Genomic DNA, 19,946 nt, shown 5'->3' on the forward strand with positions numbered 1-19,946 from the left:
TAGACGGGTGACCCGGATTCTTGTCGTGGACGACGAACCCTATCTCGCCGATCTCGTCGCCACCGCCCTGCGGTATGAGGGGTTCGAGACGGCCACCGCCTCCTCGGGGGCCGAGGCGGTCTCGGCGACCGAGGCCTGCAAGCCCGACCTGATCGTCCTGGACGTGATGCTGCCCGACATCCTCGGCACCGAGGTCTGCCGCCGCATCCGCGCCTCGGGATCGGATGTGCCGGTGGTCTTCCTGACGGCCATGGACGCGACCGAGGACAAGATCAGCGGACTGACCGTCGGCGGGGACGACTACGTGACCAAGCCGTTCAGCCTGGAGGAGCTGATCGCCCGGGTGCGCGCGGTGCTGCGCAGGACCAAGCGGGCCGGGGACGACTCCGGCACGCTGGCCTTCGCCGACCTCGTCATCGACGAGGACGCCTACGAGGTACGGCGGGGCGGCGTCCTGCTCGACCTCACCCCGACGGAGTTCAAGCTGCTGCGCTTCCTGCTGACCAACGCCGGCAAGGTGATGTCCAAGCGCCAGATCCTCGACCACGTCTGGGAGTACGACTTCGGCGGCAACGACGGCGTCGTCCAGACCTACATCAGCTACCTGCGGCGCAAGGTCGACTTCGCCGGCCCGCCCCTGATCCACACCGTCCCCCGCGTCGGCTACGTCCTGCGCCTGCCCAGGGAAGCCTGATGTCGCTGCGCGTCCGCCTCGTGCTCACGGTCGTCGGCCTGCTGGCCCTGGCCCTGGCCCTGGCCGGCGGCGCCACCTTCGGCGCCATCCAGGACTGGCGCGGCCCCGGCGGCTCCCGGCTGCTGGCCCTGACCAGCGAGGAGCAGCTGCTGGCCGCCGCCGACGAGCTGACCCGGCGGGTCGCCCTCGTCATGATCGGCACCTCGGGCTTCGCGCTGGCCGGGCTGACCCTGCTGGCCCTGCTCCTGATCCGCCGCGACCTGCGCCCCCTGGACCGGATCGTGGACACCGCGACCGCCATCGGCGCCGGCGACCTCGGCCGCCGCATCGAGACGGCGCCGCCGGACACCGAGGTGGGCCGGCTCGGCGCGGCGCTCAACGCCATGCTCGGCCAGATCGAGAGCGCCTTCCGGGAGCGCGAGGCCTCCCAGGACCGCCTGCGCCGCTTCGTCGCCGACGCCTCCCACGAGCTGCGCACCCCGATCGCCACCATCCGCGGCTACGCCGAGCTGTTCCGCCGCGGCGCCGCCACCCGCCGGGACGACCTGGAGAAGGCCATGCGCCGCATCGAGTCCGAGGCCGCGCGCATGGGCTCGCTGGTGGAGGAGCTGCTGCTGCTGGCCCGCCTGGACCAGGGCCGGCCGCTGGAGCGCCGCCCGGTGGCGCTGGACGCGCTGGCCGCCGACGCGGTCGCCGACACGCTGGCGATCGAGCCGGACCGCCCGCTCACGCTGGCGTGCGACGGCCCGGTGGAGGTCGTGGGCGACGCGGCCAAGCTCCGCCAGGCGGTGGGCAACCTGCTGGTCAACGTGCTCCACCACACGCCACGCGGAACGCCCGCCACCGTCCGCGTCACCGCCTCCGGCGGCCGGGCCGTGGTGGAGGTCGCCGACCAGGGCCCCGGCCTCACCGACGAGCAGCGCTCGCTGGTCTTCGAGCGCTTCTACCGCGGCGACCACGGCCACGGCGACCGCAGGGCGCAGGGCGGCGCGGGACTGGGCCTGTCCATCGTCGCCGCGGTGGCCGCCGCGCACGGGGGAGAGGCGTCGGTGAGCTCGGCCCCCGGCGGGGGCGCGGCCTTCCGGATCATCCTGCCGCTGGAGCGGTGATCCGGAAGGCCGCGGGCCCGATCACCGGGCCCGATCACCGGGCCCGATCACCGGTGGCCGGGCCGTACCAGGGCGAACCGCACCCGGTCGCCCGGCCGCAGCTGGGCCGCGACGGCCAGGTCCGCGGCGAGCACCACCCCGATGACCGGGTAGCCCCCGGTGGGCGGGTGGTCGGCCAGGAAGACGATCGGCTGGCCGCTCGGCGGCACCTGGATGGCGCCCGTCACCATCCCCTCGCTCGGCAGCTCGCCCTCGCGTGCCCGCTTCAGCTCGCGCCCGCGCAGCCGCACGCCCACCCGGTTGCTGTCCTGGCTCACCTCGTACGGCTCGGCGCACAGCCCGTGCGGCGCGTCGGGGGAGAACCAGTCGTCGCGCGGCCCCGGCAGGAAGCGCAGCACGGGCTCGCCGGGGATGCCGACCGGCGCCAGGTCCACCGGCGGCGGCTCCAGCCCCGCCGCCGGGCCCACCTCCAGCGTCGTGCCCGGCCGCAGGGGCGGCGGCCCCAGCCCGGACAGGGAGTCGGTCGAGCGGCTGCCGAGCACGGGCTCCACCGCGATCCCGCCCCGCACCGCCAGGTAGGTGCGCAGGCCGCCGGCGGGCGTCCCGAACCGCAGCTCCGTCCCGGCCCCGGCCCAGAACGGCGCGTTCATGCCCGCCCCGGCGCAGCGGCTCCTGATCGGGCAGGGCGCGCCCGTGACGGCCACCCAGGCCCCGGCGTGGAAGCGCAGCACCGCCCCGCCGAAGGTCAGCTCCAGGCCCGCCGCGCCCTCCGGGTTGCCGACGAGCCGGTTGGCCAGCCGCAGGCTCGCCTGGTCCGCCGCGCCGGACCGCGGCACCCCCAGGTGCGCATACCCGGGGCGGCCCAGGTCCTGCACCGTGGTGTACGGCCCGGCCGCCAGGATCTCGATCATGCGGCCTCGAATCGCACTCGCATGCCCGGGCGGAACAGCGATGGCGGATCGGCGCGCACGTCCCACACCCGCACGTCGGTCCGCCCGAGCAGCCGCCAGCCGCCGGGGGAGGCGCTGGGGTAGACGGCCGAGTACGGCCCGGCGATCGCGACGGACCCGGCGGGCACCGAGGTGCGCGGCGTGTCGAGCCGGGGCACGTGCAGGACGGGGTCGAGCCCGGTCAGGTAGGCGAACCCGGGCGCGAAGCCGAGCCAGCCCACCACGAGGTCGCTGCCGACATGGCGGGCGATCACCTCCTCGACGGAGATCCCGGCCAGCTCCGCGACCGGCTCCAGGTCCGCCCCGTCGTACCGGACCGGGATGACGACGGCCTCCTCGCCGGGGCCTCTTCGCGGCCCACCGACCCCCGTCGCTCCCGGCATGCCCGTCCCGGCGGCCCCAGGCGTGCCCGCTTCTTCCCGCGCCCCTTCTTTCCCCCCTGGTCCCGCACCCGTGCGGCCGGAGGTCGCGCCGACTCCCGCACGCGCGTCGGCGAGCATCGCCTCCAGCACCGCACGCAACCGCCCGGCATCCATCCCCGGCGCCACGACGAGCACCGTCTCCGGCCCCGGCACGATCTCCTCCACCCCGGCCGGCCGCGCGCCGCGCAGCAGCGCGTCGAGACGGTGCGACACCTCCAGCGCCCCCGTCTCGACCAGCAGCCCGTGCTCCCCGGCCAGACGGATCATGCGAACGCCTGAAGGGTCACGCCCGCCTCGACCAGCGCGTCACGGACCCCGCGCGCGAGCCGTACGGCATCCGGCGTGTCCCCGTGCACGCAGATCGACCGGGCCGTGACCGGGACCTGCGTGCCGTCCACGGCCGTGACGGTGTGCTCGACCGCCATCCTCACGGCGCGGGCCGCCACCTCCGCCGGGTCGTGGACGACCGCCCCGGGCTCCCGCCGCGGCACCAGCGTCCCCCCGGCTGTGTAGGCCCGGTCGGCGAACGCCTCGCACACCGTGGTGATCCCCTCGGCGGCGGCCGCCTCGTGCACGGCCGAGCCGGGAAGCGTGAGGACGGGCAGCGACCGGTCATAGTCCGCGACCGCGTCGATCACGGCCGCGGCCTGGACGGGGTCGCGGACGATCCGGTTGTACAGCGCGCCGTGCGGCTTGACGTAGGCGACGCGCCCGCCCATGGCCCGCGCGATGCCGTCGACGGCCGCCAGCTGGTAGAGCACCTCGGCGCACAGCTCCTCGGGCTCCAGGTCCATCTCCCGGCGGCCGAAGTGCGCCAGGTCGCGGTAGGACACCTGGGCGCCGATGGCCACCCCGCGGTCGACCGCCGCCGCGCAGGTGCGCCGGATCGTCACCGGGTCGCCGGCGTGGAACCCGCACGCCACGTTCGCGCTGGTGACGATGTCGAGCAACGCCATGTCGTCGCCGAGCCGCCAGATGCCGAAGCCCTCGCCCAGGTCGGCGTTGAGGTCGATCACCATGGACCCATCCTCCCTCTGCCTAGCGCGGCGCGACGAAGAGGGTCTGGGTCGCCACGCCGACCTCGCCCAGCTCGTCATACAGCGTGGACCGGGTCAGACCGCGCCCGGCCGGGCCGATGACGGTGGCCGCGTCCATGCACGTCCACTCGCCGGCCGGCGCGCGGAACAGCGAGATCGTCAGGTCGACGTTGACGAACAGGTGGGTGGCGAAGTCGATCACGCCGCTCACGCCGTTGCCGCTGTCGGCCAGCAGCGCCAGGCTCTCCAGCGGGCTGGCCGGCTCGCCGTCCACCAGCGGCACCCGTGGCCGGCCCCAGACCACGGCCGGGCCGTACTCGTCGGGCGAGCCGGAGACGAAGCGCACGTCCATGGCTCTGCCGTACCCGAAGCCGGTGGAGAACCACGTGTCGGGGCCGGGCGGCGGGATCGGCGCGGGCGGGCCGGGCAGCGGGGTCGCCGGGGTGTCGCTCTCGCGGATGCGCCAGGCGGTGGCGCGGACGTACTCGCGGCCGCCGCAGGACACCGAGGCGGCCAGGCACTGGACGCGCTTGCCGTCGCGCACGACCTCGGCGCGGACCTCCAGCTCGCCGACGGGCACAGGCCCGAAGACGTCGGCGGCCAGCCGCGACAGCGCCAGCCCGGGGCGCGGCGCGGTCTGCTCCAGCTCGTGGACGATCAGGGCCGTCACGGGGCCCATGTGCTGCGTCGCGGGGTCCCACGGGCCCTGCGTGTGCTCCGAGGCCAGGTAGCGGCCCGCGGACAGCCGCTCGTACATCGCCATGGCACTAGATTTCATCAGGGATCTCGGCGATGTCGTCCAGGGCCGCCGCCAGCTCCTCGGGATCGCCGCCGATGCGCTCGACGATCTCGATGAGCACGTGCAGCACCTCGTCGCGGTCGTGGCCGAGGTCGAGCAGGCGCTGGGCGGCCTCCCACAGCTCCGGCGGGTCGCCGTCCCACAGCCGGGTGGCGATCTCCTCGTGCCAGGCCAGGTGCTGCTCGTCGACCGCGCCGCCGTGGTCGAGCTCCAGCAGCGTGCGCCGGTCGGCCGGGTCGGCGGGGTTGAGCGTGTCGAGCAGGACCCCGCCGCGCTCGCCCTGCAGCAGCGGGAAGGCGAAGACGCGGCGCGCCAGCGCCGACAGGTCCCCGTCGGGCAGCAGGCGCTCCAGCAGGGAGCGGTCCAGGCCGAAGGACGTCGGGTCGCGGTAGGCCTCGGGGAACTTGGCGGTCGCCTCCCACACGCCGTCGAGCGTGGCCTTGAGTCCCTCGTCCGGCAGGCCCGTCTTGCGTGCGGCGAAGCGGGCCCAGGCGGCCAGCACGTGCGGCATGGCCTCCTGCTCGGCGGGGCTGAGCATCACCTTGCGCGGCAGCCAGTCCAGCAGGAAGGTCTCGCACTTGGTCGGGCTGACCCGCAGCGGGCGGCTGAAGTCCTGGTCGCAGCCGTAGTCGATGATGTGGTCGGCGCAGCGGGAGGCGGCCGACCTGTCCGACAGGTGCTCGGCCTCGTCGGAGGCCAGGAACTCGGCGGCGAGCATGGCGCGCCGCTCGCGGCTGTAGGGGGCCTCGCTGTGCAGGGGAGCGGGCCGCTTGCGGCCGGGGGGCAGCGCCTTGAGCCGGGCGCGGGCGAAGGCGTGGTAGGCGCTGTAGCTGTCGCTGACCGGAGGCGGGGTCTTGGGCGCCCGCTTGCCGCCGCGCTGGCGCGGCCCCAGGTCCTGGGCGCCGAGGGTGGCCTTCATGGCCGACTCCAGCAGCGCGCGGGCCTGCTGCGGCTCGATCTCCTCGAAGATCAGCATCGGGTTGGCGTCGGCCTCCGCCCGCGCCTGCTCCAGCAGCTTGTCCACCTCGGAGGAGACCCATGCGTCGCGCGCCATGCCGCGCATGTTGTAGTCGACCACCAGCACCAGCGCGTGCCTGTCCTGCGCCGCCTGCTCCTCGTGCGGCGAGCCGCGGTAGGCGAAGGTGCACACGACCGTGTCCTGGTCGCCGTAGGCGTCGCGCGAGACGTAGCAGCCCGTCGGCTTGACCGCGCCCACCCGGTCGGCCCAGCCCGGCCTGGCCACGCCCGACTCCATCATCGCCAGCGCGGCGCCCTCCGCCTTGGCGCCCTGCCGCGCCGTACCGAGATAGGCCAGGCAGATCAGCAGCGTGAGCGACGCGGGCGTGCCCGCCTTGGCGGCGTAGTCGACCAGCCCCTCGCCGAGGACCTGCTCGACGTCGCCGCCCTTGACCCGCCTGCCCCACCAGGCGCCGACCATGTCGGAGACCATCAGCTCCGCGTCCAGAGGACTGCGCACGGCCAGCAGTTCGCGCGCCGCCTGCAGCATTTCCTTGAACACGTCGTCAGGATTGGTTCGGTGTCGGCGCACGCCCTCACTCTCTCGCATGGCAGGTCCGTTGTCGCGTCCAGGGCGGACGCCCGGAAAGGGTCGATCCTCGCTTTCTCCACCCGAGCCGGGGCGCTCGGGTGAAATCGGTGCTGCGACAGATGCTATCGGGCCGTGCGGGGCGGCGGCGCTGAGTTGACGATGGCGAGCAGGTGCTCGCGGGCGATGCGCTCGATGACCTCGGCGGTCGCCTCGATGCCGAGATGCTCGGCGCAAGCGCAAACGTCGGCCACGCAGCGATCAATGGTCTCGACGGGCACGGTCAGGAACTCTTCGGCCAAGCGGAGACTGACTGGCTCCCGGAGGTAACGGATGGCCAGAGCGAGCATGGTGGCGTTCCTCTGCGGACCTAGGGCCAGGCTTGCGCTCCCATTCCATCCCTTATCGGGCAGGTGTCAAGCCCCTGCGACGCCTGTCTTCCCTTCACCGCCGAACTCCGTCAGGTCTTTCGTGGGAAGCTGGAGCCATGCGCATCCAGATCGCCCAGCGGGCCGAGGCCGACGACCTGCTCGGCCGCAGCCCGCTCGCCCTGCTGGTCGGCATGCTGCTCGACCAGCAGATCCCCCTGGAGTGGGCCTTCACCGGTCCCCACACCATCTCCGAGCGGCTAGGGCACGACCTGACGGCCGAGGAGCTGGCCTCCTACGACCCCCAGGCCTTCGCCGAGCTGCTGTCGCGCAAGCCCGCCGTCCACCGCTACCCCAAGTCGATGGCCGAGCGGATCCAGCGACTCGCCGCCTATCTGGTCGAGCACTACGATGGTCGGCCGGAGCGGATCTGGGAGGGCGTGGCCGACGGCAAGGAGCTGCTGCGCCGCCTGCAGGAGCTACCCGGGTACGGCAAGCAGAAGGCACAGATCTTCCTGGCGTTGCTCGGCAAGCAACTGGGGGTCCGGCCACCCGGATGGCGCGAGGCGGCGGGGCCGTACGGTGAGGAGGGGTCCTACCGGTCGGTGGCCGACGTGGTCGACCCCGAGAGCCTTGTCAAGGTCAGGGAGACAAAGCAGGCTGCGAAGAAAGCCGCGAAGTAGGCTGATTTGACAGTATGCGTTGACGCTGATGACGACCTGGTGGCGGCGGGGGCTTCCGTCCGCACCCGACCATCGCCGATGATGTACAGCAGAATCCGGTCGCCCGGAGCTGCGCTACGCCGATACAAGTTTTTGGAGATGTGCCGCGTGGGAGACCCTGGCACGCGACGGAGGTGCCGAGCATGAGCGCCGAGACCTCCGTTCCCCGTCCCCGGGAGTCGGGTGTGGACATCTCAGACTCCGCCCTGCTGAAGGGCCTGCTGTCCGAAGCGGAGTTCGCCTTCGCCTTCTTCGACGCCGAGGGCCGCGTCCACCGGGCGAACGACGTGTTCGCCGACGTCGTGAGCGTGCCCCTGGACCGCCTGGTCGGCAGGCGGCCGATGGAGGCGCTTCCCGCGGACCTGAGCCAGCTCATCACGCATGCCGTACAGGCCGTGATCGAGACCGACGCCCCCGTCACCGAGGGGCGCGTGCGCGTGCGCTCGGCCGACGGCGACACCCGGCACTGGTCGCTGTCGTTCTCGCCGGTCCACGACGAGGACGGCGCGCTGCGGGCCGTGGCGCTGGTCGGCACCGACGTGACCGAGAGCAGGCAGACCGAGGAGGAGCTGCGCCGCAGCGAGGAGCGCTACCGCTCGCTGGTGGAGGCGCAGTCGCAGCTGGTGTGGATCACCTCGCCCACGGGCGCGGTGATCGAGGACGCGCCGCAGTGGCGTGCCATCACCGGCCAGGGCCTGGAGGAGTACCTCGCGCACGGCTGGCTCGACGCCGTCCACCCGGAGGACCGCCGGCAGACCGAGGAGGCGTGGCGGGAGGCCCTGCGCGGGCGGACCATGTTCGAGTGGAACTACCGCGTGCGCACGCGGGCCAGCGGTTACCGCTACTTCGAGGTGCGCGCGGTGCCGATCATCCGGCACGGCCGGGTCGTGGAGTGGGTCGGCGCCAACACCGACGTCACGCCGCAGAAGGAGGCCGAGGAGATGCGCGGCCGGCTGACCGACCAGCTCGGCGCCGCCGCCCTGCGCACCGCCCGGCTCCAGGGCGCCACGGCCCAGCTGGCCGAGGCGCTGACCGTCGAGCAGGTGGTCCAGGTCATCATCGACGTGGGCCGTACGGCTCTGGCCGCCGACCGCTCGGCCGTGGCGCTGCTCGACCACGAGCGCGCGTCGCTGAAGCTGATCAACGGCGAGGGCATCCCGGAGATCCCCGGCGCGCCGGGCGAGGAGATCCCGCTGTCGCACGCCAGCGTGATGACGATGGCGGTCAACAGCCGCCGCCCGGTCTTCGCCGAGTCGCCCGAGAGCCTCAAGGAGCAGCTGCTGGAGGCGGGGGGCGACGAGGAGGGGCTCAACGCCTACCTGGCCAACAGCGACGAGCGGGCCTGGGTGGGCCTGCCGCTGCTGGCTGCGGGCCGGGCGCTGGGCGCGCTGCGCTTCTCCTTCACCCGGCCGCAGAAGATCTCCCAGGAGGACGGCGTCTTCCTGGAGGCGCTGGCCGGCCAGTGCGCGCTGGCCGTCGAGCGCGCCACCCTGTTCGAGCGCGAGCACAAGACCGCCGAGACGCTCCAGCGCAGCCTGCTGCCCGACCGCCTGCCGGTGGTCAAGGGGCTGACGCTGGCCCAGCGTTTCCGCTCCGGCAGCCGCCACGTGCAGGTCGGCGGCGACTGGTACGACGCTTTCGTGCTGCAGGACGGCCGGGTGGCCGCCGTCGTGGGCGACGTCATGGGCAAGGGCGTCAAGGCGGCCGCCGGGATGGGCCGCATCCGCAACGCCATGCGGGCGCTCGCGCTGACCAACCCGCCGCCCGCCTCGGTGCTCACCGGCCTGGACCGGGTCTTCGAGGCGACCGAGGAGGAAGAGCAGGTCACCACCCTGGCCTACATGGTCGTCGAGCCGGGCACCGGCGAGGGCACGCTGGCGCTGGCCGGGCATCCGCCGCCCGTGCTGGTCTCGCCCCAGGGCCGGGCCGTGCTGTGCGACGCCGAGCCCGGCACCCCGCTGGGCTGGTCCACCTCCCGGCGGCAGTTCAGGTTCGTGGTGCCGCCCGGCCACACGGCGGTGCTGTACTCAGACGGGCTCGTGGAGAACCGGAAACGCGGCCTCGATGCGGGACTCGCGGAGCTTTGCTCGGTTGTGACCGAAGCTCCACCAGAAGTGGTGACAAATCCGCATATGTTGCTCGATTTCCTGGTAGATCGAATGCTGTCGGGGTATGAGCAGGACGATGACGTGACCGTGCTCGCGATCCACGTCCCTCCTGCCACGAAGAGTGACGGAATGAAACAGTCATAAGGGTTGCTTTCGGATATCAGTGCCCCGCTTCCGTACGCACTACTGTCCCGGTCGGCCTAGGGTGGAGGTCAACCGCCGGGAGGTGGCCGTATGGAGGGCTGGGTCGTGTCAGAATGCTGGATGGCCCGTCGCACTCCGCACGGCCTTCGCATCCAAGAGAGGCAACAGCCCCCCAGCGGGCACCTGGGTCCATTTGTCGCCACGCGTTCGTTCGAGAGGTGTTCGTGTCGCCTGCAAGTTCGACTCGCTCGAAGCCATCTGAGCTGAACGAGCCCGTCATTCAGCGACTGCTCGAGCGTGGGCGCTCGCAGGGTTACCTCGAGTCTGAGGATGTCCGCAAGGCCTTCGAGGAGGCGGACATCCCCATGTCGCACGCCGCCGCGTTCTTGCGGAACCTGAGCAAGGAGGGCGTGACCGTGGTGGTGACCGCCGCGGACTCGGCGGCGCCGAAGAAGTCTCGCGGTCCAGCAAAGCGCCGCACAGCTGCCCCCGTCAAGACAAAGACCGCGGCGGCCGCCAAGGAGCAGCAGCCCGACACCGTCACGGCGGTCGTCGCCGCCGACGACCCCGCCGACCCCGCGGCCAAGCCCGAGGCTCCGGCTCCGAGGAAGAAGGCCGCCGCGAAGAAGTCCGCGCCCGCCAAGAAGGCCGCTCCCGCGGCCGCCGCCGTGCCCGCCGCCGAGGCTGAGGCGGCCGCGCCGCCGGCCGCCAAGGCCGCCGACCCCGTCGACGTGGAAGTCGAGGACGACATCGACCTCGAGGCCGACGTCGACCTCGAGGACCTCGAGGACCTGGAGGTCGACGACGAGGTCGTGGTCGAGGAGGAGATCGAGGAGGAGCCCGAGGTCGAGGAGGAGCCCAAGGTCGAGGCCGTCGAGGAGAAGAGCGACGACGAGGTCCTCATCCTCTCCGACGACGACGACGACGCGCCGGTGGCCCAGGTGGCCGCCGCGGGTGCCACCGCCGACCCGGTCAAGGACTACCTCAAGCAGATCGGCAAGGTCCCCCTGCTCAACGCCGAGCAGGAGGTCGAGCTGGCCAAGCGCATCGAGGCCGGGCTGTTCGCCGAGGAGCAGCTCAGCAGCGAGGGCGACAAGCTGCCTCCCGACGTCCGCGCCGAGCTGGAGTGGATCGCCGAGGACGGCCGCCGGGCCAAGAACCACCTGCTGGAGGCCAACCTCCGCCTGGTGGTGTCGCTGGCCAAGCGCTACACCGGCCGCGGCATGCTCTTCCTGGACCTTATCCAGGAGGGCAACCTGGGCCTGATCCGCGCGGTGGAGAAGTTCGACTACACCAAGGGCTACAAGTTCTCCACCTACGCCACGTGGTGGATCCGGCAGGCGATCACGCGCGCCATGGCCGACCAGGCGCGGACCATCCGCATCCCGGTCCACATGGTCGAGGTGATCAACAAGCTGGCCCGCGTCCAGCGGCAGATGCTGCAGGACCTCGGCCGCGAGCCCACGCCGGAGGAGCTGGCCCGCGAGCTGGACATGACGCCCGAGAAGGTCGTCGAGGTCCAGAAGTACGGCCGCGAGCCCATCTCGCTGCACACCCCCCTCGGCGAGGAGGGCGACAGCGAGTTCGGCGACCTCATCGAGGACTCCGAGGCCATCGTGCCGGCCGACGCCGTCAGCTTCACGCTGCTGCAGGAGCAGCTGCACTCGGTTCTCGACACGCTGTCGGAGCGCGAGGCGGGCGTGGTGTCGATGCGGTTCGGCCTCACCGACGGGCAGCCGAAGACGCTGGACGAGATCGGCAAGGTCTACGGCGTGACCCGCGAGCGGATCCGCCAGATCGAGTCCAAGACCATGTCCAAGCTGCGTCACCCGTCGCGGTCCCAGGTGCTGCGCGACTACCTCGACTGAGGAAACCATCCATCAATGGCTCTGACCTGGAGAAACCCGGGTCAGAGCCATTCCGTTTGTCTGGCACAAGGCTCAGAGTCGAGATATCGGGCATGGCTCCCGAAGACCTGCCCGCCCTCCTCGACTCCTGGCTGCTCCACCTCCGGGCGGAGCGCAAGAGCGCCCAGACGCTCAAGACCTACGGCGACGGCGTCCGCGCGTTTCTCCGCTGGAGCGAGCGCACCGGCACGCCGCCGACGCTGGACCGGCCGACCGTGAACCGCTTCGTGTCCGACCTGATCGACAGCGGCGCGGAAGCGACGACGGCCCGCTCCCGCCAGCTCTCGTTGCGCGGTTCTCCGCGTGGCTCGCCGACGAGGGCGAGATCCCGCGTGACGAGTTGGTCAGCCTCAAGCCGCCGAAGCTCGACCAGAAGATCACGCCGGTCCTGTCCGACGATCAGATCAAGGCGTGCGCCGGTCCCGACATGTGGGACCGGCGGGGTGAGGCGATCGTCCGGCTCATGGTGGAAACCGGCGCGCGTGCCGGGGAGATCGTCGGCATGATGCTCGACGACATCGACCTCAAGACCGGCATGGCGACCGTACGCCGGGGCAAGGGCGGGAAGGGACGCCGCGTCCCGTTCAGCCCGCAGACCGGCCGCGCGCTGGATCGCTACCTTCGCGCCCGCCGTACGCATCGGCTCGCCAGCACGCCCGTGCTGTGGCTGGGAGACCGGGGCAAGACGTTCAGCTATGACGGCCTGTACAGCACGCTCCGCCACCGTGCCGACCGCGCGGGCATCCCGGACTTCCACCCGCACATGATGCGGCACACGGCCGCCTCACGCTGGCTCGCCGCCGGGGGCAGCGAAGGCGGTCTCATGGCGGTCGCCGGATGGTCCCGCCGCGAGATGATCGACCGCTACACGCGGGCGACCTCCGAGCGGCGTGCCGCCGACGAAGCGCGTGCGCTCAACCTGGCGACCTCTGACGCCCGCCCGCATCACGAAGCCCCCGAGTGCTCGGGGGCTTCGTGATGCGCTCGGCTACCGTCGCGCGGGGTCAGCCGGTCGGCTTGTCGCGATCGTTGATCTTCGCCATCCGGTCGCGATACCAGGTCCCACGAACGTTGCCGCCCTGCCTGCCGGGACTCAACCTGATGATCGCGTCTCCGCCCTCCTCGCCGCCGTCGAGCGCCGCGATCACGAACGGCGCTTCGCTCACACGGATCTCAATCTCGCCGTTGCTGTAGGCCGTGACCGCGATCGTCCCGCCGTCGTCGAGCGTGATCGTCTTCTCGTCGGTGGCCGTGAGCGGGGGCGTCTCGGGTCGCGCGTCATACGCCTGTTGTACGACGGCCCGCCGACGTCGGCCACCGATTCCGCACGCCCGCGCTTCACGCCACGTAGCGTCACGCCCGCGCAAGACTCACGGGCAAGACTCAACCGGCCGCTACGGATGACATGCAGACCACACACGCGCGTACGCGCGCGAGGATCATGGCCCTTGAGCGCGTACCCTTGCCCCCGGAGGTGGTTACCGTGAGCAACCAGCACGAACGCCACGCGGCCTGCCGGGAGCGGTGGAACGCCTCCTTTCGGAGGCGCGGGGCTCAGTCCGTTTCGACCTCGATCGTGCCGGGCGCGAGCCGTACGGCGTAGTCGAGGCTTTCGAGCACCTTGGCCAGCTCCTCGGGCGTCGCCGGGTCCTGGCCGCTCTCCAGCAGCGCCCGGGCGATCCGGCCGCGTGTCGCCTTGGCCATGTGGCTGACGACCCTGCCGTCCTTCAGCACCCGTACGGCGACGCCGCGCCCGCCGGGCCTCCAGGCGGCGGCGTAGGCGGCCGAGCGCATGTCGACGGCCAGGCCGGGGAGGGGGTCGAGCACGGTGGTGAGAGCGGGACGCCAGAAGGCCGCCAGGCCTCCCAGCGGCGGCAGCGCGACGCCCATGGACAGGCGGTAGGGCGGGATGCGGTCGGTGATCCTGACGACGCCCCACAGGCCGGAAAAGATCAGCACCTCCCGCTCGGCGCGTGCGCGGGCCTCGGGGCTCAGCGTCGCCAGGCCGAGGTTGTCGTAGAGGACGCCGGTGTACAGCTCAGCCGCGGGCAGGGTGGGGGCCTGGCCGATGGCGAGGTTCTTGGCGAGCTCGTCGCGCTGTCCGGGGCTCAGGCCGAGGATGTCGAGGGCGTCGCGCCGCCTGGAGGCCTTGAGGAGGGCGTTGAGGACGCGCCGGCGGGGCTTGGCGAGGCTCGGGAAGGACAGCTCGCCCAGGCTCGGACCGTTCCCCTGGGCGGCCTTGCCCTCGGACGGCGGGAGCAGGATCAGCATGGTGCCGCAGCTTATCGCGGGCGCGTTCCGGCAGGGCCGTCACGTGGGCGAACGGGGCCGTCGTGGGGAGTGGGAGGAGCGAGGCCGGTGAGGCATCGCCTGATGCCCGGCCCCGGGAACGAAGGCATGCGACAAAGCGGACGCGACGGCCTCCCGGCCTCGGGAAGGCCGGGAAGCCGCCGCGTCCGGCATATGGTCGGCTGGGCCGGCTGAGCTCAGCGCTCGTTGTCGGTCGCGGTGGCCGGCGTCTTGCTCAGCTTGGCGGACTCGTCGAGAATCTCCGCGCCCTTCTCGCGCAGGGCGGCTATGTGCTGGCGACCGTGGTGGGCGCAGAACAGCAATTCCCCACCCACGGGCAGGGTGGCACGGATGTAGGCCTGGGCGCCGCAGCGGTCGCAGCGGTCCAGAGCCGTCAACGGCTTGGCGGGGGCGAGTGCTCCAGTCACGTATCGCCTTTCGGGTCATCCCCGCCTGGACGGGGATCTGGCGTCAGTCACTTGGGACAACATCTAACCCGAAGCAGACGTTCCCAATCACCCCCTGGATACGCCCAGAGCGGAATGTGTCCAAAAGTAATGAGGACCATGCCGTTGGTCATGGCAAACGTGACCCAGTGGCAAGCTTGTACCCGGTGGACCGGGAAGGACGGTAGGCTACGCACAGGTGTTCGATCCCTGGGACTGAGGGGGACGGAGTGACGGTTGCGGAGGCGGGTTACACAGCTCGTCACCTGTCGGTGCTTGAGGGCCTCGAAGCGGTCCGCAAGCGGCCGGGCATGTACATCGGGTCCACCGACAGCCGCGGCCTCATGCACTGCCTTTGGGAGATCGTGGACAACGGCGTCGACGAGGCGCTGGCGGGTCACTGCACCCGCATCGAGGTCGAGCTCTACGACGACGGCTCGGTCGAGGTGCGCGACAACGGCCGCGGCATCCCGGTCGACATCGAGCCCAAGAGCGGCCTGCCGGGCGTGGAGCTCGTCTACACCAAGCTCCACGCGGGCGGCAAGTTCGGCACGGGGTCCTACACCGCCTCCGGCGGCCTTCACGGCGTGGGCGCCTCGGTGGTCAACGCCCTATCGGCCCGCCTCGACGTCGAGGTCGACCGCGACGGCCGCACGCACCTGATCAGCTTCCGGCGCGGCGTGCCCGGCGTCTTCGACGGCGAGGGGCCCACCGCCAAGTTCAAGAAGAAGTCCGGCCTGCGCGACGGCGGCAAGGTGGCCAAGAAGGTCACCGGCACCCGCGTGCGATTCTGGGCCGACCGGCAGATCTTCCTGCCCGACGCCGAGGTGTCGATCGACGAGATCCACGTACGGCTGCGCCAGACGGCGTTCCTCGTGCCCGGGCTCACGCTGGCGCTGATCCACGAGGGCAAGACCGAGGAGTTCCGCTTCGAAGGCGGCATCTCGGAGTTCACCGAGTTCCTCGCCCGCGACGAGCCGGTCTGCGACGTGCTGCGGCTGCAGGGCGTGGGCCACTTCCACGAGACCGTGCCCGTCCTCGACGACCAGGGCCACATGACGCCCACCGAGGTGGAGCGGGAGCTCACCGTCGACGTGGCGCTGCGCTGGGGCAAGGGCTACGACACGACGGTCCGCTCCTTCGTCAACGTCATCGCCACCCCCAAGGGCGGCACCCACATCGCCGGCTTCGAGCGCGGCCTGGTCCGCACGATCAACGAGCAGCTGCGCGAGACCCGCCTGCTGAAGAACGGCGACGACCCGGTCACCAAGGAGGACATCCTCGAGGGCCTGACGGCCGTGGTGACCGTCCGGGTGCCGGAGCCGCAGTTCGAGGGCCAGACCAAGGAGGTCCTCGGCACCTCGGCCGCCACCCGCATCGTCTCCCACGTGGTCTCGCGGGAGCTCAAGGCGCTGTTCGCGAACCCGCCCCGTGGCTTCAAGCAGCCGCTGCGCGCGGTCCTGGAGAAGATCGTCGCGGCCGCCAAGGCCCGCATCGCCGCCCGCGAGCACCGCGACAACCAGCGCCGCAAGAGCGCCCTGGAGAACTCCGCGCTGCCCGCCAAGCTCGTCGACTGCCGCAGCGACGACGTCGACCGCAGCGAGCTGTTCATCGTCGAGGGCGACTCGGCCCTCGGCACGGCCAAGCTCGCCCGCGACTCGGAGTTCCAGGCGCTGCTGCCCATCCGCGGCAAGATCCTCAACGTCCAGAAGGCCTCGGTCTCCGACATGCTCAAGAACGCCGAGTGCGCCGCCATCATCCAGGTCGTCGGCGCGGGCTCGGGCCGTTCCTTCGACATCGACTCGGCGCGCTACGGCAAGATCATCCTGATGGCCGACGCCGACGTCGACGGCGCCCACATCCGCTGCCTGCTGCTGACGCTGTTCCACCGCTACATGCGGCCCCTGGTGGAGGCCGGTCGCGTCTTCGCCGCCGTCCCGCCCCTCCACCGCATCGAGCTGACCAACCCGGGCCGGGGCCAGAGCAAATACATCTACTGCTACTCCGACGCGGAGCTCCACAAGGTCCTGCGCGACCTGGAGCGCCGCGGCAAGCGCTGGAAGGACCCGGTCCAGCGCTACAAGGGCCTGGGCGAGATGGACGCGGACCAGCTGGCGGAAACGACGATGGACCCGCGCCACCGCATCCTGCGCCGGGTGCGCATCGAGGACGCCGAGGCGGCGGAGAGCATCTTCAACCTGCTGATGGGAAGCGATGTGGCGCCCCGCCGGGAGTTCATCGTGAAAAGCGCCGCCGAGGTCGACCGGGACCACATCGACGCCTAACACCGGTAGCCGAGCCGGTCGAGCAGCGAATACATCCCGCCCCGGCTGAGTCTCGCCCGCGTGCGGGGGCCGCTTCATGTCTTCGCGTGCGGGCGATCGGTCTTGTCCGCGTGTGTGATCTCCAGAGTTCGTCCTCTTTGTCCGCGGGTGTGAGCGACCGGGGTTTGTCCTCGCGCCCGTCACACGGCGCAGCCCTCACCCGTCGGCATGCCGCGCGCCTGCTCGACCCACCGTGAAACGCCCTGGGCGCCCGAGCTCTCGGCCAAGCCCGTCGCCTCGTCGGGCAGCCGCAGCGCCTCTTCCCGATCGCCGCGGATGTGCGCGGACGCCGCGAGGTTCGCCGCGGCCCCTGCCGTGAACCCCAGCTCGCGGCGCAGCCGTACCGACTCCTCCAACTGGTCGCGCGCCAGGTCGGCCTCGACGGGCTCCAGCTCAAGCATGGCGGTGTCGTCGGCGGCAGGGCCGCCGCGCGTTCATGCCGGTCATCGGTGGTCCTCCGCCCGCTCTCGCGCCCGCCGTACGGCGAGGCGAACCCGAACCGGCCCTTCGGGAGACAGTGGGGTGACCCGCACGCGAGACGAAGGAGACACGTGAGTGCCGTGGAAGCGACGGACCTGGACGACGCCGAACTGATCAGCAGATCGCGGGACGATCCCGAGCAGTTCGCCGAGCTGTTCGACCGGCACGCCAGGCAGATCCACCGCTATGCCGCCAGACGCCTCGGCACCCAGGCGGCCGACGACATCGTGGCCGAGACGTTCCTGACGGCCTTCCGGCGGCGCGACTCCTACGACCCGGCGCACAAGCTCGCCAGGCCGTGGCTGTACGGCATCGCCACGACGCTCATCGCCCGGCACCGGCGCGACGAGGAGCGGTTCTTGCGGGCGCTGGAACGGACGGGGATCGACCCGCTGCCGGCGCCGATGGCCGACGAGGTGGTGGAGCGCGTCGCGGCGCAGGGGCAGGAGCGGCGGCTGGCGGGGGCGCTGGCGCGGCTGTCCAAGAAGGAGCGGGACGTCCTTCTGCTGATCGCCTGGGCGGATCTGAGCTACGAGGAGGCCGCCCAGGCGCTGGGGATCCCGGTGGGAACCGTGCGCTCCCGCCTGCACCGGGCGCGCAGGACGATCAGGACGACGATGGGGGAGGGGAGCCGATGGACGAGCTGACCGCGGTTCGGCGGTTGCGTGAGCACATCCCGGCCATGACGCCGGAGGCGGAGGAGGCGGCCAGGACCCGGCTGCTCGCGGCTGTCCGGGACAAGCCCGGGCTCGCGGCCGCTTGGGACAAGCCCAGACCGGCGAGGCCGAGACTGCGGTGGCGTCTGGCGGTGGCCGCCGCGCTGGCCGTCCTGGTCGGGACCGGGATCGTCGTGACGCGCGGCCGGCCGGACATCGCGCCGGTGGCGGGCGTGCGGGAACTGGGGGAGCGGGCCGCCAGGGCCGCGGAGCGAGGCCCGTCGCCGATCGCCCACCCTGATCAGTGGTACTACGTCAAGGAACTCCAGGCGTCCCCGGCCAGGGGCGGCTACGGCTACGCCCGCGACCTGCACAGGCGCGAGATCTTCGAGCAGTGGATCAGCGTGGACGGCAAGCGGGTGGCCTGGGAGCAGGGCAGCGGCGGGCTCCTGATCCAGGGCACCCATCCCGGCATCGGCGCCGCCGAGCTGGCCCGGGAGCCGGTCACGCCCGAGACGGTGCTCGACAGGATCAGGCAGGCCCTGGCCGACGTGCCAGAGCAGGCGGAGTTCTCCGAGGACCAGCGGCTCTTCCAGGCGATCTACCAGCTCATGGGCGAGCAGATGTTGCCGCCCGAGGTCCGCTCGGCGCTGTTCCGCGCGCTGCCGACGATTCCCGGCGTCACGGTGACCCACGATGTGCCGGACGCGGACGGCAGGCGCGGCATCGCCTTCAGCCGCGCCGACGGCTGGGCGCGCTACGACCTCATCCTCGACCCGTCCGACTACAGCTTCCTGGGCACGTACGGCGTGGCCGTGAGCGACCGCACGTTCCACCCGGTCAACGTGGGGCCCGTGCACGTGAAGGCGGGCACGCCGCTGACGTGGAGCGCGCGCCTCGACATCCAGATCGTGGACAAGGCGGGCGAACGCCCCTAACGGAACAGCGCGCTGTAGCCGTTGAGGGCCGGCTGCCCGCCGAGATGCGCGTACAGCACGGTCGAGCCGGGCTCGATCTCGCCGGAGGTCACCAGGTCGATGAGGCCCGCCATCGACTTGCCCTCGTACACCGGATCGGTGATCATCCCCTCCAGCCGGGCCGCGAGCCGCATCGCCTCCAGCGTCCGCTCGTCGGGTATCCCGTACACGCCGGCGTGGTAGCGCTCGTCGAGCACCACGTCGGCGTCGGCGACGGCGGTCCCGATCAGGGAGGCGGTGTGGCGGGCGATGCGCAGGACCTGCTCCCGCGTCTCGCGCGGCTTGGCGGAGGCGTCGATGCCGATGACGCGGCGCGGCCGGTCCTGCCCCGCAAATCCCGCGACCATCCCGGCCTGGGTGCTGCCCGTCACCGAGCACACGATGACCGTGTCGAAGAAGACGCCCAGCTCACGCTCCTGCCGGGCCACCTCCTCCGCCCACCGGGCGAAGCCGAGCCCGCCGAGCGGGTGGTCGGAGGCGCCGGCTGGGATGGCGTACGGCTTGCCGCCCCGCTCGGTCACCTCGGCCAGCGCCCGCTCCCAGCTCTCCTTGATCCCGATGCCGAACTCCGCGCTCACCAGCCGCACGTCGGCGCCGAGCAGCCGCGACAGCAGGATGTTGCCGACGCGGTCGTAGACGGAGTCCGGCCAGTCCACCCAGCTCTCCTGGACCAGGACGCAGCCCAGCCCCAGCCGGGCGGCCACCGCGGCGACCTGGCGGGTGTGGTTGGACTGCACGCCGCCGATGGACACCAGCGTGTCGCAGCCCTGCTCCAGGGCGTCGGCGACCAGGTACTCCAGCTTGCGCGTCTTGTTGCCGCCATAGGCGAGGCCCGAGTTGCAGTCCTCCCGTTTGGCCCAGATCCGGACGGCGCCGCCCAGGTGCTCGGTCAGGCGCGGCAACGGGTGGACCGGCGAGGGGCCGAACAGCAGCTCCTGCCGCGGAAAGTCGATCATCGGTCCTCCTGG

20 protein-coding genes and 1 pseudogene are annotated in these 19,946 nt (G+C 71.9%); 10 read left to right on the forward strand and 11 right to left on the reverse strand.

Annotated features, from left to right (window positions below; translation table 11 throughout):
- The first annotated feature begins 7 nt into the window (after nucleotides 1-7).
- Both BSB02_RS29265 and BSB02_RS29270 read left to right on the forward strand, forming a co-directional pair.
- Nucleotides 8-694, forward strand: coding sequence for a response regulator transcription factor (locus tag BSB02_RS29265; RefSeq protein ID WP_084963799.1), 687 nt, complete (start codon nucleotides 8-10; stop codon nucleotides 692-694).
- Complete coding sequence (locus BSB02_RS29270; RefSeq protein WP_084963800.1) at nucleotides 694-1,803, forward strand: sensor histidine kinase; 1,110 nt, start codon at nucleotides 694-696, stop codon at nucleotides 1,801-1,803. Before BSB02_RS29265 ends, BSB02_RS29270 begins: the two co-directional genes overlap by 1 nt.
- Nucleotides 1,804-1,850: 47 nt before the next feature.
- Here BSB02_RS29270 and BSB02_RS29275 read toward each other — a convergent pair whose 3' ends face one another.
- From BSB02_RS29275 to BSB02_RS29300, 6 genes are all read right to left on the reverse strand, one after another.
- The gene (locus BSB02_RS29275; RefSeq protein WP_084963801.1) at nucleotides 1,851-2,714 is read right to left on the reverse strand and encodes a 5-oxoprolinase subunit C family protein; all 864 of its coding nucleotides are present in this window, start codon (nucleotides 2,712-2,714) and stop codon (nucleotides 1,851-1,853) included.
- On the reverse strand, nucleotides 2,711-3,442 hold the full coding sequence (locus BSB02_RS29280) for a 5-oxoprolinase subunit B family protein (RefSeq protein ID WP_084963802.1): 732 nt from the start codon (nucleotides 3,440-3,442) through the stop codon (nucleotides 2,711-2,713). The genes BSB02_RS29275 and BSB02_RS29280 overlap by 4 nt, the downstream gene beginning before the upstream one ends.
- A complete protein-coding gene (locus BSB02_RS29285) occupies nucleotides 3,439-4,194 on the reverse strand; it encodes a LamB/YcsF family protein (protein ID WP_084963803.1) in 756 nt (251 codons plus the stop codon). The genes BSB02_RS29280 and BSB02_RS29285 overlap by 4 nt, the downstream gene beginning before the upstream one ends.
- A 19-nt stretch (nucleotides 4,195-4,213) precedes the next feature.
- Nucleotides 4,214-4,975 (reverse strand): thioesterase family protein, encoded by a 762-nt coding sequence (locus BSB02_RS29290; protein WP_084963804.1) that lies wholly within the window; start codon nucleotides 4,973-4,975, stop codon nucleotides 4,214-4,216.
- A gap of 4 nt (nucleotides 4,976-4,979) precedes the next feature.
- Complete coding sequence (locus BSB02_RS29295) at nucleotides 4,980-6,518, reverse strand: hypothetical protein (RefSeq protein WP_240506729.1); 1,539 nt, start codon at nucleotides 6,516-6,518, stop codon at nucleotides 4,980-4,982.
- Between the two features lie 164 nt (nucleotides 6,519-6,682).
- Complete coding sequence (locus BSB02_RS29300) at nucleotides 6,683-6,907, reverse strand: hypothetical protein (protein WP_084963806.1); 225 nt, start codon at nucleotides 6,905-6,907, stop codon at nucleotides 6,683-6,685.
- A gap of 137 nt (nucleotides 6,908-7,044) precedes the next feature.
- On the opposite strand from BSB02_RS29300, the gene BSB02_RS29305 reads away from it, so the two are divergent.
- The 5 genes and pseudogenes from BSB02_RS29305 to BSB02_RS41650 all read left to right on the forward strand — a co-directional run bounded on the left by BSB02_RS29305 (nucleotide 7,045) and on the right by BSB02_RS41650 (nucleotide 12,785).
- Nucleotides 7,045-7,608 carry an HhH-GPD-type base excision DNA repair protein gene (locus BSB02_RS29305; RefSeq protein ID WP_084963807.1) on the forward strand — a complete coding sequence of 188 codons (564 nt, stop codon included), beginning with the start codon at nucleotides 7,045-7,047 and terminating at the stop codon, nucleotides 7,606-7,608.
- A gap of 182 nt (nucleotides 7,609-7,790) precedes the next feature.
- Complete coding sequence (locus BSB02_RS29310) at nucleotides 7,791-9,899, forward strand: SpoIIE family protein phosphatase (protein WP_084963808.1); 2,109 nt, start codon at nucleotides 7,791-7,793, stop codon at nucleotides 9,897-9,899.
- 224 nt (nucleotides 9,900-10,123) lie between these two features.
- A complete protein-coding gene (locus BSB02_RS29315; RefSeq protein WP_084963865.1) occupies nucleotides 10,124-11,767 on the forward strand; it encodes an RNA polymerase sigma factor in 1,644 nt (547 codons plus the stop codon).
- 92 nt (nucleotides 11,768-11,859) lie between these two features.
- Nucleotides 11,860-12,072 (forward strand): annotated as a pseudogene (locus BSB02_RS43670) (site-specific integrase); the annotation flags it as partial.
- A 74-nt stretch (nucleotides 12,073-12,146) separates the two neighbouring features.
- On the forward strand, nucleotides 12,147-12,785 hold the full coding sequence (locus tag BSB02_RS41650) for a tyrosine-type recombinase/integrase (protein ID WP_240506722.1): 639 nt from the start codon (nucleotides 12,147-12,149) through the stop codon (nucleotides 12,783-12,785).
- Between the two features lie 25 nt (nucleotides 12,786-12,810).
- Here BSB02_RS41650 and BSB02_RS29325 read toward each other — a convergent pair whose 3' ends face one another.
- The 3 genes from BSB02_RS29325 to BSB02_RS29335 all read right to left on the reverse strand — a co-directional run bounded on the left by BSB02_RS29325 (nucleotide 12,811) and on the right by BSB02_RS29335 (nucleotide 14,523).
- The gene (locus tag BSB02_RS29325) at nucleotides 12,811-13,173 is read right to left on the reverse strand and encodes a hypothetical protein (RefSeq protein WP_084963809.1); all 363 of its coding nucleotides are present in this window, start codon (nucleotides 13,171-13,173) and stop codon (nucleotides 12,811-12,813) included.
- Between the two features lie 187 nt (nucleotides 13,174-13,360).
- Nucleotides 13,361-14,077, reverse strand: a complete 717-nt coding sequence (locus BSB02_RS29330) for a YaaA family protein (RefSeq protein WP_084963810.1) — start codon at nucleotides 14,075-14,077, stop codon at nucleotides 13,361-13,363.
- 215 nt (nucleotides 14,078-14,292) lie between these two features.
- A complete protein-coding gene (locus BSB02_RS29335) occupies nucleotides 14,293-14,523 on the reverse strand; it encodes a DUF7455 domain-containing protein (protein WP_084963811.1) in 231 nt (76 codons plus the stop codon).
- 248 nt (nucleotides 14,524-14,771) lie between these two features.
- Here BSB02_RS29335 and BSB02_RS29340 point away from each other — a divergent pair, with 248 nt between their 5' ends.
- Nucleotides 14,772-16,826, forward strand: a complete 2,055-nt coding sequence (locus tag BSB02_RS29340) for a DNA gyrase/topoisomerase IV subunit B (protein ID WP_084963812.1) — start codon at nucleotides 14,772-14,774, stop codon at nucleotides 16,824-16,826.
- A gap of 179 nt (nucleotides 16,827-17,005) precedes the next feature.
- Here the strand turns inward: BSB02_RS29340 and BSB02_RS29345 are convergent, their stop codons facing one another.
- Entirely contained in the window at nucleotides 17,006-17,266 is a 261-nt protein-coding gene (locus tag BSB02_RS29345; protein WP_084963813.1) for a hypothetical protein, read from the reverse strand.
- Between the two features lie 150 nt (nucleotides 17,267-17,416).
- On the opposite strand from BSB02_RS29345, the gene BSB02_RS29350 reads away from it, so the two are divergent.
- Nucleotides 17,417-17,992, forward strand: a complete 576-nt coding sequence (locus BSB02_RS29350; RefSeq protein WP_084963814.1) for an RNA polymerase sigma factor — start codon at nucleotides 17,417-17,419, stop codon at nucleotides 17,990-17,992.
- Nucleotides 17,980-18,939 carry a CU044_5270 family protein gene (locus tag BSB02_RS29355; protein WP_084963815.1) on the forward strand — a complete coding sequence of 320 codons (960 nt, stop codon included), beginning with the start codon at nucleotides 17,980-17,982 and terminating at the stop codon, nucleotides 18,937-18,939. The genes BSB02_RS29350 and BSB02_RS29355 overlap by 13 nt, the downstream gene beginning before the upstream one ends.
- Here BSB02_RS29355 and BSB02_RS29360 read toward each other — a convergent pair.
- A complete protein-coding gene (locus tag BSB02_RS29360; protein ID WP_084963816.1) occupies nucleotides 18,936-19,934 on the reverse strand; it encodes a 1-aminocyclopropane-1-carboxylate deaminase in 999 nt (332 codons plus the stop codon). The two genes, BSB02_RS29355 and BSB02_RS29360, sit on opposite strands and share 4 nt — an antisense overlap.
- Nucleotides 19,935-19,946: the final 12 nt, after the last annotated feature.

It is taken from the genome of Thermoactinospora rubra (assembly GCF_002093975.1).
GTDB classification, from domain to species: Bacteria; Actinomycetota; Actinomycetes; order Streptosporangiales; family Streptosporangiaceae; genus Nonomuraea; species Nonomuraea rubra_A.